This is a genomic window from Terrabacter sp. 2YAF2 (genome assembly GCF_052114705.1).
GTDB lineage: Bacteria > Actinomycetota > Actinomycetes > Actinomycetales > Dermatophilaceae > Terrabacter.
The window spans coordinates 190,699-207,466 of record NZ_JBFRFG010000004.1 but is presented as its reverse complement, the minus strand read 5'-3'; the positions used below and the strand labels follow the sequence as shown (position 1 = coordinate 207,466).

Below are 16,768 nucleotides of genomic sequence, written 5' to 3'. Positions count from 1 at the left end.
GCGCAGCACCGGATGTCGAGAAGGGTCCTGGGCGTGGGGCGCTGTCGTCAGCGACGGCTCCGGCTCGCCCGGTGCTCGCCCGTGAACGGCGGCCGGGAGCACGACTCGCGACCACCTGCCTGATGCGGACGGCATACGTGGTCGCAGACGGCATACGTGGTTAGGTGTTCGCATGCGCGTGACTCACCTCGGACATGCCTGCCTGCTCGTCGAGACCGCCGACCGCCGCATCCTCATCGACCCGGGCAGCTTCTCGTCGGGCTTCGAGGACCTCACCGGTCTCGATGCGGTCCTCGTGACCCACAACCACGCCGACCACTTCGACCCGGAGCGGGTCGGCGCGCTGATCCGCTCCAACCCGTCCGCGACCGTCCACACCGACCCGCTGACGGCTGAGAAGCTGCGCGAGGCGGGTCTGGCCGCGATCCCCTCGCGCCAGGGTGAGGACTTCACGGTCGGTGACGTCACCGTGACACCGGTCGGCGAGCTGCACGCGTTCAACCACGCGGCCATGGCGCGCATCCCGAACGTCGGCGTCGTCCTCCGGGCCGACGGCGAGCCCTCGCTCTTCCACCCCGGTGACGCCTACGACGGCGAGCCCGGACAGGTCGACGTCCTCGCCCATCCGCTCAACGCGCCCTGGGCCGCGAGCCGCGACTCCATCGCCTTCGTCGGACGCATCGCCCCGAAGGTCTTCATCCCGGTCCACGACGCCCTGCTCAGCGACGTCGGGCACCGGATGTACTCCGGCCACGTGGAGCAGTTCTCCGGCGTCGAGGGCCTCTCGTACGTCCCGCTGCGCGACGCCGAGTCCGCGACCTTCTGAGACCCTCCTGGAACACTTCTGACATCCGAGCTCGGGGGAGTGCCGTGAGCGACATCGCCGATCTCCCTGCCCCGCAAGGAGGTCCGACCGAAGGGCCTGCCATCGCCATGCGCGGGCTCGGCAAGCGGTTCGGTGATCTCGTCGCCGTCAAGGGCGTCGACCTCGACGTGCCGCGTGGGTCGTTCTTCGGTCTCGTCGGACCCAACGGTGCCGGCAAGACGACGACCCTCTCGATGGTCACCGGCCTGCTGCGTCCCGATGCCGGACAGGCGTTCGTCCTCGGCCGCGACGTGTGGTCGGACCCTGTTGCGGCCAAGCGACTGCTCGGCGTGCTCCCCGACGGGCTCAGGCTGTTCGACCGGCTCACCGGTCTGCAGCTCATCACGTATGCCGGCCTGCTCCGCGGCATGTCACGCGAGCTCGCGTCGGAGCGCGCTGGCGAGCTCGTGGCTGCGCTCGGCCTCTCCGAGGCTCAGGGGAAGCTGGTCGTCGACTACTCGGCGGGCATGACCAAGAAGGTGACGCTGGCCTCGGCCCTCGTCCACGCACCTCGGGTGCTGGTGCTCGACGAGCCGTTCGAGGCCGTCGACCCGGTCTCGGCTGCGACGATCCGCCGCATCCTCACCGGTTTCGTCGAGTCCGGCGGCACCGTGGTCCTCTCCAGCCACGTCATGGACCTCGTCGAGCGCATCTGCACCCATGTCGCCGTCATCTCCGACGGGCTCGTCCTCGCCGCAGGCGAGCTCGACGTCGTCCGCGACGGTCGGTCGCTCGAGGAGCGGTTCGTCGACCTCGTCGGGGGCAGCACGGAGGTGGTGGGGCTGTCGTGGTTGCGCACCTCGTCCGACTGAAGCTGACCCTGCTGCGCAACATCTTCAGGCGCAGCCGGTCCCAGGCCATCGGCGCCGTCGTCGGCATCGTCTACTTCGCGGTGCTCGTGTCCGGCCTCGCCGTCATCCTCGCGTCGTTCCGCTGGTCGCTCGACGCCGCACGCGTCGTGATCCCGCTCGCCGGCGCTGCGGGCATCGTCCTCTGGACGGTCGTGCCGCTCTTCTCGTTCGGGTCGGACCCGACGCTCGACCCTGCTCGGTTCGCCACGTTCGCCGTTCCCCACCGCGAGCTGGCGGTCGGGCTGGTGGCAGCTGCACTCGTTGGCCTGCCCGCGATCGCCTCGATGGTTCTCTCGGCCGGGGTCGTGATCGCGTGGTCGCACACGCTGGCATCGACCGCGGTGGCTGTCGTGGCAACGGGCATCGGGCTCCTCAGCGCGATCGTGACGAGTCGGTGGGTGTCCGCGATCATGACGAGGGCCGTCTCGAGCCGTCGTGGTCGTGACGTCATCGCCGTGCTGGGCCTGCTGCTGCTCGTCGTCGTCGGACCGGTCATCTCCGTCGTGGCGAACGTCGGCGCCGGCCTGCGCGACCTCCTACCCGCCGTGTCGCGTGTCGTCGCATGGTCGCCCCTGGGCTGGGCGTGGGCCGCCCCGGGTGACGTGGCTGCCGGCGACGTCGGCGTCGGACTGGTGCGGCTGACCCTGGCCACAGGACTTCTCGTGGTCGTCTTCCGACTGTGGTCGAGGGTGCTGCGGGGAGAGGTCGAGAACCCCCGCGCCGTGTCACGATCCGACTCGGGCGCGTCCGTGGGCGATGACCTGGGCCTGCTCGCTCGACTGCCCGGCACGCCCGTCGGGGCCGTGGCTGCGCGGGTGCTCACCTACTGGCGTCGCGACCCGCGCTTCCAGATCAGCCTCGTCATGACGTCGCTGATCCCCCTCGCGCTGCTCATCCCGTTCTCCACGAACGGTGTGGCGTGGACGACGTTGCTCATGGGCCCGCTCGTCGCCTTCCTCCTGGGCTGGAGCGAGCACAACGCCGTGGCCTACGAGTCCGATGCCGTCTGGCTGCACATCGTCTCTGGCATGTCCGGACGCGACGACCGGCGGGGGCGGCTTGTGCCCGTCACCGTGCTTGCCGCCGTTCTCGTGCCGGTGTACGTCCTCGTCGGGGTCGCGGTCGCCGCCCGCTGGGACCTCCTGCCGGCGGTGCTCGGCCTGTCGGTGGCCCTGCTCGGCGCCGGGCATGCCGTGTCGAGCGTCATGAGCATCGGGTTCCCGTACCCCGTCCCGCAGGCCGGCGAGAGCCCCTTCAGCGCGCCTCCGGGCGCCGCCGGGATCACGATCGCCGCGCAGTCGATGGCCAGCCTGGGCACCGTCGTGCTCGCCGGTCCCGCGATCCTGCTCGCGTGGTTGGCCTGGCAGGGGTCGGCGGCAGCCGACTGGGGCGCCGGCCTCGTCGGACTCGTTGCAGGCGTGGGCGTCGCCGTCATCGGCGTCGGTGCGGGCGCCCGTCTCTACGACCGGCGGGCCCCCGAGCTGCTGTCGGCGCTGCGGCGCAACTAGGAAACTGGCTCGAAGATCTGATTACCCTGCGCGCCATCCACCGGCAACTTACTCTTACGGTGTGTAGTAGATCTGCGCCGGGCAGGAGAACTCACAGCTTCGTGCTCCCGGAGGCCAGAGATGATCACCCAGTTGCTCGCCGTCTCAAAACCAATTCCCGCCGGGCCGGTCGTCCAGTGGGGATGGGTGACGATCACCGTCGCCAATCTCGTCGTCATCCTCTTGATGATCCTCGTCTTCGTGCTCGCGCTCGTGCTGCCGTTCCCCGAACCGCGTGAGGACGAGGACCGATGAGCCGACCCTCGACGCCAGACCCCTCCGTGGTGTCCGAGCCCGGAGGCCGCCGCGGACGGGACACCTGGACTGCAGCCCTGACCCGATGGGTCGAGGGTCTCGTGCCCAAGGGGCAGTGGTTGCCCGATCGGCAGCCGGTCTATGTCGCCTCGTGGATCTACGTCTTCGGCGTCGCGTGCCTTGCCAGCCTCGTCGTCATCATCGTCTCGGGCCTCGTGCTGACGCTGGGCGGCGTGACGTGGTGGCACTCGAGCACGGTGGGGCACTTCGTCAACTCCGTGCACCTGTGGAGCGTCGAGCTGTTCTTCGCCACCATGGTCATCCACCTGTGGGGCAAGTTCTTCATGGCGTCCTGGCGAGGCAACCGCGGACTGACCTGGGCGACAGGCGCACTCGCCTTCTTCGGCTCTCTGGGGACGGCGTTCACCGGCTATCTGATCCAGACGAACTTCGACTCGCAGTGGATCTCGACCCAGGCCAAGGACGGACTCAACGCCGCCGGGATCGGTGCCTACTTCAACGTCATGAACCTCGGGCAGATGGTGCTGTGGCACGTCTCGCTCCTCCCACTCGTCGTCGGCGGGATCGTCGTCGTGCACGTCGTGCTCGTGCGACGCCGCGGCGTGGCACCGCCGATCGGTGCATTGGACCCGACGACCTCGCTCCCTGTTCCCGAACCGGAGGCCACGTTGGGGGCGCCGGGGCATGAGGCGAGTCGCAGCGAGCCGGACTCGGTGAGGACCGTCGGCTCGAGCCAGGGGCCGGGGGCATGAGCCGCGGCACCGGTGGGTGGGGACCCACGCCCGACTCGCACGTGTTCCCGACGCGGCGCTACGACCTCGTCAAGGAGTTCGTCATCGCACTGGGCGTGGTCACCGTGCTCTCTGTCGTCGCTGCCCTCGTCTTCTCGTCCCCCGATGATCCCGCGATCTCGTTGCAGCAGTGGGCGCGTCAGGCGCCGGCCGATGTCGTTGCCACCGCGGCCGGTGAGCTCGCAGGCACCACGACGAGCGCCGGCTACGGTGCGCCCTACAACACCGCCGCAGAGGGGCAGAGCCTCGGTCCGGTCAACCTCCAGAAGCTGCCCGGTGTGACGCTGCCCGTCGACTCCGCGAAGGACTTCGTCCTCGACCCGGTGCGGACCCTCGTCGGCGACACTGCGGCGACCGCCGCTGTCCGAGCGTGGGAGAGCGCGTCCGCGGACCAGCAACAGGCGTGGGCGACGGCATACTCGGACGCGCTCGCGAAGGCGCCTGACGGTGACCCCGCGAAGGTCGCAGCAGGCGACTACGGTCCGGTCCCGGCCATCGCGGCCGCCGAGCTGCGCCTCGCCGACAGCGGCGCGCTCGAGGGTCTGCTCACGTCCCGGACGAGCTTCTTCGGTGTCGACAGCACCAAGGCACTGCTCCTGCTGGCCGACGGGACGCACCTCGAGGACGCGGCGCGCGCCCAGAACCTCGGTGGCGACCAGTGGGGCATCATGAACGAGACGGGCAACTACCCCGGCCAGCCGTGGCTGTGGCTGTATTCCCTGTGGTACCAGGTCCCCCCGTTCTCCACGTCGGACAACGCGGACATCGGCGTCTGGGCGCTGATGATCCTGCTCAGCATCGGCTTCGTCTGCATCCCCTGGATACCGGGTCTGCGCACTTTGCCGCGACACCTGGGGGTCCATCGGCTCGTGTGGCGCACGCAGCGGCGATGACCGCCGGCCCGCAGACGTCCGCAGACAGGCCCGGGTTCGTGCCGGGCCTGTCTGCGGAGCGCGGTCAGGCGAGGTCGACTGCCAGGTGGGCGGCGCCGATGATGCCGGCCTGGTTGCGCAGCTGGGCCGGGACGATCGGGCAGCGCAGCTTCAGCTTCGGCAGGAAGTCGTCGCTGTCCTTGGAGATCCCGCCGCCGACGATGATGAGGTCGGGCGAGAAGAGCTTCTCGATGGTGTCGTAGTAGGTCTGCAGGCGCTCGACGTACTCGTCCCACGACAACCCCTCGGCGTCCTTGGCCGACGACGCCGCCCGGTCCTCGGCGTCGTAGCCGTCGATCTCGAGGTGACCCAGCTCCGAGTTCGGCACGAGGCGACCGTCGTGGATGATGGCGCTGCCGATGCCGGTCCCCAGGGTGGTGAGGATGACCAGGCCCTGCACGCCCTTGGCCGCGCCGTAGTACATCTCGGCGAGGCCGGCCGCGTCCGCGTCGTTGAGCACGGTTACCGCGCGACCGGTGTGCTCCTTGATGAGGGCCTCGGCGTCGGTGTTGATCCACGAGGGGTCGATGTTGGCGGCCGAGAGCACGGTGCCGCGGATCACGACGGCCGGGACGGTGACGCCGATGGGGGAGTCGCCCGTCACGTCGGCGAAGTGGTCGACGATCTCGTCGACGACCGCGGCCACGGCGTCGGGGGTGGCCGGCTTGGGCGTCAGGATCTTGAACCGCTTGCCGGCGAGGTCACCCGCCTTGAGGTCGACGGGCGCGCCCTTGATGCCGCTGCCGCCGATGTCGATGCCGAGGGGCTTGCCGTGCTTGGCCATGGTCCATGCTTCCTTGTCGAGGACGTGGTCGAGTGTCAGGTGCTGCTGGGTTGGGCGTGAGGTGGTGCGACGTGCGGGGGGAGCGCGGCTGTCGCGCGCCCAGGGGCCGACTCAGGCAGCGGCGTCCTCGGGGAGGGTGAGGATCTCGTTGCCGTCGTCGGTGATGACGATGGTGTGCTCGAACTGGGCCGAGCGCTTGCGGTCCCGGGTGACGACGGTCCAGCGGTCGTCCCACATCTCCCACTCGTGGGTGCCGAGATTGAGCATCGGCTCGACGGTGAACGTCATGCCGGGCTCGATGACGGTGTCGTAGTGGGGAGCCGCGTCGTAGTGGGGGACGATGAGGCCGGAGTGGAACTCGAGCCCGATGCCGTGCCCGGTGAAGTCGCGCACGACGCCGTAGCCGAAGCGCTTGGCGTAGCTCTCGATGACGCGGCCGATGACGTTGATCTCGCGCCCGGGACGGGCCGCGCGGATGCCGCGCATCATGGCCTCGTGAGTGCGCTCGACGAGCAGGCGCGACTCCTCGTCGACGTCGCCGACGAGGTAGGTGGCGTCGGTGTCGCCGTGCACGCCGTGGATGAAGGCCGTGACGTCGATGTTGACGATGTCGCCGTCCTCGAGCGGACGGGCATCGGGGATGCCGTGGCAGATGACCTCGTTGACGCTCGTGCACACCGACTTGGGGAAGCCCTTGTAACCGAGCGGAGAGGGGTAGGCGCCGTGGTCGAGCATGTACTCGTGGGCGACGGCGTCGAGCTCGTCGGTCGTGACACCGGGAGCGATGGCCTTGGCGGCCTCGACCATGGCCGTGGCCGCGATGCGCGACGCGATCCGCATCTTCTCGAGGGTCTCCGCGTCCTTGATGTGCACGTCGCCGTCCTCACGCGGCTGGGGCACGTCGACGTAGTGCGGGCGCTCGATGGCGGCAGGGACCGGTCGGCGAGGACTGAGGGGGTGGGGCGACACCTGCGGCTGGAGCAACGGCATACGGTGGAGTCTAGGTCGTCAGCGGGTGCCGTCCACGCGTCGCGTTCATGACGCGGACCCGCCCGGGCCGGGTGAAGTCCGCAAGAGTCCGAGGAGAGAAGGAGTGCGCACGTGAGCTTCTGGTACAACGTCGACACGGGTCAGGTCGAGACCGACGACAACCGCAGCCGGGGCGAGCAGGTGCTCGGCCCGTACGCCACCGAGGCGGAGGCGCGGGCAGCGCTCGACACCGCCCACAAGAAGACCGAGCAGTGGGACTCCGAGGATCGAGACTGGAACGAGCGCGGGCGCTCGGCGTCCGGTGACGGCGACGCCTGAGCGAGCCCGTCTGCACCTTTCGCGCACCGCGCCCATCCGGTCCCGACCGGGTGGGCGCCGGCGCGTCAGGACTCGAACGAGTGCTCGGTGTCCGGGAAGGCGCCGGACTCGACGTCGGCCGCATACGCCCGCGCAGCATCGAGCAGCGTGCCGCGCAGGTCGGCGTACTTCTTGACGAACCGCGGCGCCTTGCCGCTGCGCAGTCCGGCGAAGTCGCTCCACACGAGCACCTGGGCGTCGGTGCCGTTGCCCGCGCCGATGCCGATGGTCGGGATGCTCAGCACCTCCGTGACCCGGGCAGCGACCGGCGCCGGGACCATCTCCAGCACGACGGCGAACGCCCCGGCGTCCTGCAGGGCCCGCGCCTCGTCGACGAGGGCGTCGGCCGCGTCACCGCGACCCTGCACGCGGTAGCCGCCGAGCTGGTGCTCGCTCTGGGGGGTGAACCCGACGTGGGCCATGACGGGGATGCCTGCGGCGGTCAGGGTCGCGACGAGCGGGACCATCGCCGTGCCACCCTCGAGCTTGACCCCGTGGGCGAGGCCCTCCTTCATGAGGCGTACGGCGCTCGCGAAGCCCTGCTCCACTGAGGCGCCGTAGGAGCCGAAGGGCATGTCGGCCACGACGAGGGCTCGTCGGGCGGCCGACGAGACCGCGCGGACGAGTGGGATCATCTCGTCGAGCGTGACGGGCACCGTCGTCTCGTAGCCGTAGACGTTGTTGCCGGCCGAGTCACCGACGAGCAGGACGGGGATGCCGGCCTCGTCGAAGATCTGGGCCGCATACATGTCGTATGCCGTGAGCATCGCCCACTTGCGGCCCTCGGCCTTCATCGCGTGCAGGTGGGGGATGCGCACCTTGCGGGGCGACGGAGCGGTCGCTGCAGTCGCCGTCGGGGCATCCTCGGCCCGGCTGCCGGAACCATAGGGACTCTGCTCCTCGGGGGCGTCTGCGCTCATCTCGGGAGCATATCGGGGGCCACGTGCCCCGGCGTCGAGTGCGAATGGGGTTCACCGTTGCGGCTGGATCTTTATCGGGTCAGGACCCGAAAGCCAACACTTTCTGGGAGGTCCTTTACGAAGATTTTACGTTTCTGGCGTCCGGCTGCCTTGTGGCACAAGTTTTTTCGAATCGTCTGTGACTCCGCGCCCCATTGTCTGTGATGTGTGTTGTGATACGCGAGGTGCCGATTACGGCGCTCAGGAACCAGGAGGACTCATCTTGAACAAGCGTCAATGGAGCGCTGTATCGGGGCTGGCCGTGGGGGCGCTCGTCGTCACCGGCCTGACCGCTCCGATGCAGGCTCAGGCAACGCCGATTGCCAAGGCCCCGGTGAGCGGCGACCCCGCTGCAGCCCAGGCCTCCCAGCCGGACAACCTGCCCAACCCCCTCGCCGAGGCCCAGACGGCCGAGCGCAAGGACGCCGTCGCCAAGCTCCTCAAGGGTGAGGCCACGACCAAGACCATCAATGGCAACCGCGTCATCGAGGTCAAGTCCAAGGGCACGGACAAGAACGGCAAGCCGAAGAAGTCCAAGTACGTCAACTACCCGGTCGACCGTGAGGAGGACATCTTCACGATCCTCACCGACTTCGGTGACAAGACGATGGCCGGCCAGTCGACGGCCCCGGGTCCGGTGCACAACCAGATCGCGGCGCCCGACCGCAAGTGGGACGGCAACAGCACCGACGACAACTCGACGTACTGGCTCAAGGACTTCAACCGCCAGCACTACATGGACATGATGTTCGGCAACGGCGAGTCGTTCAAGGACTTCTACCTCAAGCAGTCCAACGGCCGTTTCCTGGCCAAGGGTGACGTCTCCGACTGGGTGAAGGTCCCCTACAACGAGGCGCGCTACGGCTCCAACTCCGTCCCGCAGTCCAACGGCTACTGGGCCTACATCAACGACACGGCGCAGGCCTGGTACGCCGACCAGAAGGCCCAGGGCAAGACGACGGAGCAGATCCGCGCCTACCTCCAGCAGTTCGACAAGGTCGACCGCTACGACTCCCAGGGCGACGGCGTCTACAACCGCCCCGACGGCTACATCGACCACTTCCAGGCGATCCACGCCGGTGAGGGCGAGGAGGCCGGCGGCGGTGCCCAGGGCACCGACGCCATCTGGTCGCACCGCTGGTACGTCAACTCCACCGGTGCCGGCAAGGTCGGCCCCGCGGGCAACAAGCTCGGTGGCATCCAGATCGGTGACACCGGCATCTGGATCGGCGACTACACGACCGAGCCCGAGAACGGCGGCCTCGGCGTCTTCTCCCACGAGTTCGGCCACGACCTCGGCCTGCCCGACCTCTACGACACCCAGGGCGGCGACAACAGCACCGCCTTCTGGACCCTCATGAGCGGCGGCTCGTGGCTCAACCACGGCACCGACTCCATCGGCACCACGCCGGGCTACATGGGTCCGTGGGAGAAGCTCCAGCTCGGATGGCTCGACCACAAGGTCGTCCCGTTCGGCACGGACACCACGGTCAAGCTGAGCCAGGCCGACCTCTCCACGAAGAGCGACTCGGTCCAGGCGCTCGTCGTCCCGCTCCCGTCGCGCACCGTCACCACGAAGCGCAACACGCCGCACTCGGGCAAGGCCGAGTGGTGGAGCGGCTATGGCGACAACCTGAGCTCGACCCTGTCGCGACCGGTCGACCTGAGCGGCGCCACGTCCTCGGCGTCCATCAGCGCCTTCGTCCAGGGCAACCTCGAGCAGGACTACGACTACATGTACGGCGAGGTGTCGACCGACAACGGCGCCACCTGGACCCAGGTCGGCACGCCCGTCAACGGCGTCTTCGGCTGGACGCAGAAGTCGTGGGACCTCTCGGCCTACAAGGGCCAGGCCGTCCAGTTCCGCTTCCGCGTCGCCACCGACGGAGGCGTCTCGAGCGAGGCGTTCGTCGACGACATCGCAGTCACCACCGACGGCGTGACCGGAGCGGTCGACGACGTCGAGTCGGGCGCCGGTGCGTGGGTCGCCAAGGGCGGCTTCGCCGTCAGCAACGGCACCACGTCCAAGCAGGTGCAGGACTTCTACTTCGCCGAGAACCGCGTCTACAGCGGCTACGACCAGACGCTCAAGACCGGCCCGTACAACTTCGGCTGGAGCAACAGCAAGCCGGACTGGGTGGAGCGCTTCCCGTACCAGAACGGCATGCTCGTCTGGTTCGCCAACGGTGAGTACGGAGACAACAACACCTCCGCCCACCCCGGTGGCGGCGAGGTCCTGCCGGTCGACGCCCGTCCGGCGCCGGTCATGCTGAACAACGTCGACGGCACCCGCACGATGATGGGCAACCGGCGCCAGCCGTTCGACGCCACGTTCGGCCAGGAGAAGACCGACGCGGTGACCTTCCACCGCAACGGTGTCGCCACCAAGGTCCCGTCGCAGCCGGCGATCCCGACCTTCGATGACCGCGACCCGAACCGCTACTGGACGGCCGACAACCCGTGGGGGTCCACCAAGGTGGCCGGTTCCGGCACGACGATGACCGTTGCCAAGACCCGCCAGGGCGGCAACGAGCTCGAGGTGAAGGTCCAGTTCAAGTGACGTCGTCACACTCGGCATGACCTGCCGGTCATGACCATGGAGGGGCCCCCGGGACACGTCCCGGGGGCCCTTCCCGCGCCCGCCACACGGCATACGACCGGGCCCTCGTCCCAAAGGTCGTGTGTCGCAACATCCGTGAAACACCCATGCGGCAGGATCGACACATGAACCGTCAGGAAGAGTTCGTGCTGCGCACGATCGAAGAGCGCGACATCCGCTTCGTCCGTCTGTGGTTCACGGACGTCCTCGGCACGCTCAAGTCCGTCGCCATCGCGCCGGCGGAGCTCGAAGGAGCCTTCGCCGAGGGCATCGGTTTCGACGGTTCGGCGATCGAGGGGTTCGCCCGCGTCTACGAGGCCGACATGCTGGCCAAGCCCGACCCCTCGACCTTCCAGATCCTCCCGTGGCGCGGTGACCCGCCCGGCACGGCGCGGATGTTCTGCGACCTGCAGCTCCCCGACGGCACGCCGAGCTTCGCCGACCCGCGGCACGTGCTCCAGCGGGCCCTCGGCAAGGCCGCTGACCTCGGCTTCACCTTCTACACCCACCCCGAGATCGAGTTCTTCCTCCTCGAGCAGGGACGCGACGCGAACGGCCGCCCGATCCCGGTCGACGACGCCGGCTACTTCGACCACGTGCCCCACGGCACCGGGCACGACTTCCGCCGCGCCGCGATCACGATGCTCGAGAACATGGGCATCTCGGTCGAGTTCAGCCACCACGAGGGCGCCCCCGGCCAGAACGAGATCGACCTGCGCTACGCCGACGCCCTGAGCACGGCCGACAACATCCAGACCTTCCGCACGGTCGTCAAGGAGGTCGCCCTGACCCAGGGCATCTACGCGACCTTCATGCCCAAGCCGTTCTCCGAGCACCCGGGCTCGGGCATGCACACGCACCTGTCCCTCTTCGAGGGCGACTCCAACGCGTTCTTCGAGGCCGGGGCGCCCTACCAGCTGAGCAAGGTCGGTCGTCAGTTCATCGCCGGACTACTGCGTCATGGGGCCGAGATCGCGGCCGTCACCAACCAGTGGGTCAACTCCTACAAGCGACTGTGGGGCGGGGGAGAGGCTCCGGCCCACCTCACCTGGGGCCACAACAACCGTTCCGCGCTCGTGCGGGTGCCGATGCACAAGCCCAACAAGGGTCAGTCGACCCGCGTCGAGGTCCGTTCCCTCGACGCCGCGTGCAACCCCTACCTCGCCTTTGCGGTCCTGCTCGGCGCGGGCCTCAAGGGCATCGAGGAGGGCTACGAGCTGCCGCCGGAGACCGAGGACGACGTGTGGAGCCTCACGGACGCGGAGCGCCGGGCGATGGGCATCAACCCCCTGCCGTCGTCGCTGGGGCGGGCCCTGGAGGTCATGGAGGAGAGCGAGCTCGTCGCCGACATCCTCGGCGAGCACGTCTTCGACTTCTTCCTGCGCAACAAGCGGCAGGAGTGGCTCGACTACCGCCACGAAGTCACCCGCTTCGAGCTCGACCGCTACCTGCCCCGTCTCTGACGGTCCGCCAGTCAGCCGAGTCACCCACTGGCACCTAGCGATTCGACACCGATGTCATCACGCACCAGCACCACCGAAGGGGCCCTGGCCCGGCTCGGCTTCGCCGACCCCGACCGGGCCGTCGGGCTCGTCGACGACCAGGCGCTGCTGCCCGTGCGCGCCGCAGTCCCCGGCGGCCAGCTCGACGACCTCGCCGCCGTCATGGGCGACACCGCCGACCCGGACCAGTGCCTGCTCGGGCTGGTGCGCGTCGCCGAGGCGCTCGGCCGGCTCGGTGACGCCCCGGACTGGGGGATCTCGGCCTTCGCGGCCGAGCTCGCGACGCCGGGCGTCGGGCGGCAGCGGGTCCTCGGTGTGCTCGGCGCGTCGACCGCGCTCGTCGACGAGCTCGTCCGACACCCGGAGCACTGGGTCGACGCCGCCCGGGCGGAGCGCCGCCCCGGGGAGCAGGTGCGCAGCGAGCTCGTCCGGGCCGTGACCGAGGAACGAGGGGAACGGACGGCGTCCGACGCCCTGCGCGTCGCCTACCGACGCGGACTGCTGCGCATCGCCGCGCTCGACGTCACCGCCGGCGACCCCCTCGCCGAGATGCCTGCCGTCGGCGAGGCCCTCGCCGAGCTGGCCGAGGCCGCGCTCGAGGCCGCGCTCGCCATCGCCCGCGAGGAGTACGGCGACGGCCACGAGGCCTGCCGCCTCGCCATCATCGGGATGGGCAAGACGGGTGGGGGCGAGCTCAACTACGTCAGCGACGTCGACGTCATCTTCGTCGCCGAGCCGGCCGACGGCACGGATGAGGAGACAGCCCTCCGCGTCGGGACGGCACTGGCGACGGCGACGATGCGCGCCTGCTCGACCCCGACGTCGGAGGGGAGCCTCTGGCCCGTCGACGCGGCGCTGCGTCCCGAGGGCAAGCAGGGGCCGCTGGTGCGCACCATCAGCAGCCACAAGGCGTACTACGAGCGCTGGGCCAAGACCTGGGAGTTCCAGGCGCTCCTGAAGGCCTGGGTCTCCGCTGGGGACAAGGAGATCGGGCTGCGCTACAAGGCCGAGATCTCGCCGATGGTCTGGGAGGCCGCCGGGCGCGACAAGTTCGTCGAGGACGTCCAGGCCATGCGTCGCCGCGTCGAGCAGCACGTGCCGGCCAACGAGGCGGCGCGTCAGCTCAAGCTCGGACCGGGCGGTCTGCGTGATGTCGAGTTCAGCGTGCAGCTGCTCCAGCTCGTGCACGGGCGCAGCGACCCCAGCCTGCGGTCCGCGACGACGCTCGAGGCCCTGGCCGCGCTCGCGCGGGGCGGCTACGTCGGGCGCGAGGACGCCGCCGTCCTCGATCGGGCCTACCGGCACCTGCGCTGCCTCGAGCACCGCATCCAGCTGCACCGGCTGCGCCGCACGCACCTCATGCCGGTGACCGAGCCCGACCTCCGCCGCCTCGGCCGCGCCATGGGGCACCGGACGCATCCCGAGCGCGCCGTGGTCGCCGACCGCCAGGCGGCGGCGCGCGAGGTGCGCAGGCTGCACGAGCGCCTCTTCTACCGGCCGCTGCTCGCGGCGGCTGCCAGGCTGAGTCCCACCGAGGCGCGCCTGAGCCCCGAGGCGGCCCGACAGCGCCTCCTCGCCCTGGGCTTCCGGGACCCCGCCGGCGCCCTGCGGCACATCGAGGCCCTGACCACCGGTGTCAGCCGGCGCGCCGCCATCCAGCGCACGTTGCTCCCCGTCATGCTCGGGTGGTTCGCCGACGAGGCCGATCCGGACGCCGGTCTGCTGTCGTTCCGGCGCGTGTCCGACGAGCTCGGCACGACGCACTGGTACCTCAAGATGCTCCGTGACGAGGGCCGCGCGGCCGACCGTCTGGCGCACTGCCTGGCCCGGAGCAGGTATGCCGCCGACCTGCTCGTGCGCTCACCGGAGAGCGTCTCGATCCTGGGCGACGACAACGGGCTGACGCCCCGCACCCGTGAGGCCATCACGGCCACGATGCAGTCCGCCGCGGGCCGGCGTGACTCAGCCGCCGACGCGGTGGCGGCGGTGCGCGCGATCCGACGCCACGAGCTGCTCCGCATCGTCATGAGTGACCTCGTCGGGGTCATCGATCTCCCCGGGGTGGGGGCGGCGCTGACCGACCTCACCGGTTCGACGATCCAGGTCGCACTCGACGCGGCGACCCGTGCGGTCGAGGAGCGCGAGGGTCTGCCGATCGGCGGTGACATCCTCGTCGTCGCCATGGGCAGCCTCGGCGGCCGAGAGCTCGGCTACGCCTCCGACGCCGACGTCATGTTCGTCCACCAGCCGCACGCGGGCGCGTCGGAGACGGAGGTCCAGGCGCGCGCGACCCTGGTCGTCCAGGAGCTGCGCAAGCTCCTCTCCGGATCGGGTCCGGACCCCGGCCTCAGCCTTGACGCCGACCTGCGCCCCGAGGGCAAGGCCGGCCCCCTCGTGCGCAGCGTCGACTCGTTCCGCACCTACTACGAGCGCTGGGCCCTCACGTGGGAGTTCCAGGCGCTGCTGCGGGCCACCCCGATCGCAGGACCACCGGAGCTGGCCGACGCCTTCCTCGCGCTCATCGACCCGCTGCGGTGGCCCGAAGGCGGCATCACGGCGAGCCAGGTGCGCGACATCCGCACCCTCAAGGCGCGGGTGGAGAGCGAGCGCCTGCCGCGGGGCGCCGACCCGCGCACCCACCTCAAGCTCGGACGTGGCGGGCTCACCGACGTCGAGTGGGTCGTGCAGCTGCATCAGCTCCAGCACGCCCATGCGCATCCAGCGCTCCGGGTCACCGGCACCATGGCAGGCCTCGCCGCGCTCACCTCGGAAGGACTCGTCGCGGCCGAGGACGCCGCGGCGCTCCGGGAGGCCTGGCAACTCGGGGCGCTCATGCGCAACGCCGGCGTCCTGTGGCGGGGGAGACCCATCGACAGCGTTCCCTCCGACCTGCGCGACCTCGATGGGATCGGTCGGATCATGGGCCGTTCGCCCGGCGAGGGTTCGGCCCTCGCCGAGCTGTGGCGCCGAGTGGCGCGGCGATCGCGCCACGCCACTGATTTCAACTTTTACGAGTCCCCGCCCCGGGGTAGCGTCGTCCCGTGAATCCGACGGAGGGACAGGGCGTCCGCGTGCCGACCTATGGCGCCGTCCTCCGTGTCCCTCGGTACCTCCCGATCTTCCTGGCCAGCGCCCTGTCCATGTGGGGCGACTACATCGCCCGCGTCACGATCGCGGCCATGGTCTACGAGCGGACGAGCTCGCCGCTGGCCACGGCGACGACGCTCGCCGTGAGCTTCGTGCCGACCTTCTTCGGTCGCAGCCTCGTGGGTCCCGTCGTCGACCGGTTCCCGTACAAGTGGGTGCTCATCTGGTCCCATCTGCTCCGGGCCGCCTGCGTGCTCGGACTCATGTGGCTCGCGCTCACCGGCTCGGCGCTGTGGCTCATCTTCCTCGTCCTGTTCGCGCTCGAGCTGGTCGGTGGCGCGTCGACGGCGTCCAACATGGTGCTGCTCACCGACCTCTTCGAGGACCGTCACCTCTACGCTCGGGCCGTCGGCCTCGCGGCGATGTCCGAGCAGTTCAACCAGGCGCTCGGACTGGCCGTCGGTGGCGGGCTCATCGCGCTTGTCGGTCCGGAGACGGGCCTGCTCTTCGACCTGCTCACCTTCGTCGTCGCCGCGCTGGTCATCCTCTTCGTCGTGCCGCTGCGAGCCGTCTCCGGCGATCGCGGACGCGGCCTGCGCGGCTTCATCCATGACCTCTCCACGGCTGCCGGCGACCTGACCCGGCACCCCGTCCTGGCGCGGCTCGTGACGCTGAGCGCCGTCGCGAGCCTGGGCATCGCTGCGCCCGAGGCGCTCGCCATCCCGATCGCGGGTCGCAACGGCTGGGGCGGCGTGCTCATGGCGGCCCCCATCGTCGGTGCCATCGTGGGGATCGTCGTCATCGGACGACGTGACGTGCACCAGCAGAACCGGTCGATCGTGCCCCTGGCGCTGTTGATGCCCCTGCCGTTGCTCCTGACGGCGCTGGCGCCCTCGACGTGGGTCGTCGCGTTCCTCTTCTTCGCCTCGGGCACGCTCCAGGCGTTCATGGTGCCCCTGCAGGCGACCTTCGCCCTAGTCACCGAGCCGGCCCTGCGTGGCCGGATCTTCAGCCTCGCCGGGGGCGTCTCCATCGCGGCCGCGGGCGTGTCGTTCCTGGCCGCCGGCTGGCTCGGCCAGCACACGAGCCCGCACGTGGGCGTCGCCGTCTGCGCTGCTGCCAGCCTGGTGCTCATCGCGGCCATCGCCGCCAGCTGGCCCCACCAACGGGTGCGCACGGCGGTGGACCACGCCTACGCGACGACGTCCTCCCACGCGGCCTGAGCGAG

14 protein-coding genes are annotated in these 16,768 nt (G+C 70.0%); 11 read left to right on the top strand and 3 right to left on the bottom strand.

Annotation, left to right across the window (positions count from 1 at the left end):
* Nucleotides 1–172 precede the first annotated feature (172 nt).
* The 6 genes from AB4030_RS06330 (at nucleotide 173) to AB4030_RS06305 (ending at nucleotide 5,223) form a co-directional block, all read left to right on the top strand.
* Nucleotides 173–826, top strand: a complete 654-nt coding sequence (locus AB4030_RS06330; protein ID WP_442278351.1) for an MBL fold metallo-hydrolase — start codon at nucleotides 173–175, stop codon at nucleotides 824–826.
* A gap of 44 nt (nucleotides 827–870) precedes the next feature.
* Nucleotides 871–1,677 carry an ABC transporter ATP-binding protein gene (locus AB4030_RS06325; protein ID WP_442278350.1) on the top strand — a complete coding sequence of 269 codons (807 nt, stop codon included), beginning with the start codon at nucleotides 871–873 and terminating at the stop codon, nucleotides 1,675–1,677.
* Nucleotides 1,653–3,224: a hypothetical protein gene (locus AB4030_RS06320; RefSeq protein ID WP_442278349.1), complete on the top strand. Its 1,572-nt coding sequence runs from the start codon at nucleotides 1,653–1,655 to the stop codon at nucleotides 3,222–3,224. Before AB4030_RS06325 ends, AB4030_RS06320 begins: the two co-directional genes overlap by 25 nt.
* Nucleotides 3,225–3,344: 120 nt before the next feature.
* Nucleotides 3,345–3,518 (top strand): hypothetical protein, encoded by a 174-nt coding sequence (locus AB4030_RS06315; RefSeq protein WP_442278348.1) that lies wholly within the window; start codon nucleotides 3,345–3,347, stop codon nucleotides 3,516–3,518.
* Nucleotides 3,515–4,291, top strand: coding sequence for a cytochrome b N-terminal domain-containing protein (locus AB4030_RS06310; protein WP_442278347.1), 777 nt, complete (start codon nucleotides 3,515–3,517; stop codon nucleotides 4,289–4,291). The genes AB4030_RS06315 and AB4030_RS06310 overlap by 4 nt, the downstream gene beginning before the upstream one ends.
* Complete coding sequence (locus tag AB4030_RS06305; RefSeq protein ID WP_442278346.1) at nucleotides 4,288–5,223, top strand: hypothetical protein; 936 nt, start codon at nucleotides 4,288–4,290, stop codon at nucleotides 5,221–5,223. The genes AB4030_RS06310 and AB4030_RS06305 overlap by 4 nt, the downstream gene beginning before the upstream one ends.
* A 64-nt stretch (nucleotides 5,224–5,287) precedes the next feature.
* Here AB4030_RS06305 and ppgK read toward each other — a convergent pair whose 3' ends face one another.
* Both ppgK and map read right to left on the bottom strand, forming a co-directional pair.
* Nucleotides 5,288–6,046 carry a polyphosphate--glucose phosphotransferase gene (gene ppgK / locus AB4030_RS06300; RefSeq protein ID WP_442278345.1) on the bottom strand — a complete coding sequence of 253 codons (759 nt, stop codon included), beginning with the start codon at nucleotides 6,044–6,046 and terminating at the stop codon, nucleotides 5,288–5,290.
* A 111-nt stretch (nucleotides 6,047–6,157) separates the two neighbouring features.
* Nucleotides 6,158–7,036 carry a type I methionyl aminopeptidase gene (gene map, locus AB4030_RS06295; protein WP_442278344.1) on the bottom strand — a complete coding sequence of 293 codons (879 nt, stop codon included), beginning with the start codon at nucleotides 7,034–7,036 and terminating at the stop codon, nucleotides 6,158–6,160.
* Nucleotides 7,037–7,147: 111 nt separating this feature from the next.
* On the opposite strand from map, the gene AB4030_RS06290 reads away from it, so the two are divergent.
* Nucleotides 7,148–7,354, top strand: a complete 207-nt coding sequence (locus tag AB4030_RS06290) for a methionine aminopeptidase (RefSeq protein WP_442278343.1) — start codon at nucleotides 7,148–7,150, stop codon at nucleotides 7,352–7,354.
* 65 nt (nucleotides 7,355–7,419) lie between these two features.
* Here the strand turns inward: AB4030_RS06290 and panB are convergent, their stop codons facing one another.
* Entirely contained in the window at nucleotides 7,420–8,313 is an 894-nt protein-coding gene (gene panB, locus AB4030_RS06285; protein WP_442278342.1) for a 3-methyl-2-oxobutanoate hydroxymethyltransferase, read from the bottom strand.
* A gap of 262 nt (nucleotides 8,314–8,575) precedes the next feature.
* Between panB and AB4030_RS06280 the strand changes: the two genes are divergently transcribed.
* The 4 genes from AB4030_RS06280 to AB4030_RS06265 all read left to right on the top strand — a co-directional run bounded on the left by AB4030_RS06280 (nucleotide 8,576) and on the right by AB4030_RS06265 (nucleotide 16,763).
* On the top strand, nucleotides 8,576–10,912 hold the full coding sequence (locus tag AB4030_RS06280; RefSeq protein WP_442278341.1) for an immune inhibitor A domain-containing protein: 2,337 nt from the start codon (nucleotides 8,576–8,578) through the stop codon (nucleotides 10,910–10,912).
* Between the two features lie 164 nt (nucleotides 10,913–11,076).
* A complete protein-coding gene (glnA, locus tag AB4030_RS06275) occupies nucleotides 11,077–12,414 on the top strand; it encodes a type I glutamate--ammonia ligase (protein WP_442278340.1) in 1,338 nt (445 codons plus the stop codon).
* Between the two features lie 51 nt (nucleotides 12,415–12,465).
* Entirely contained in the window at nucleotides 12,466–15,498 is a 3,033-nt protein-coding gene (locus tag AB4030_RS06270) for a bifunctional [glutamine synthetase] adenylyltransferase/[glutamine synthetase]-adenylyl-L-tyrosine phosphorylase (protein WP_442278339.1), read from the top strand.
* Nucleotides 15,495–16,763 carry an MFS transporter gene (locus AB4030_RS06265; protein ID WP_442278338.1) on the top strand — a complete coding sequence of 423 codons (1,269 nt, stop codon included), beginning with the start codon at nucleotides 15,495–15,497 and terminating at the stop codon, nucleotides 16,761–16,763. Before AB4030_RS06270 ends, AB4030_RS06265 begins: the two co-directional genes overlap by 4 nt.
* Nucleotides 16,764–16,768 lie beyond the last annotated feature (5 nt).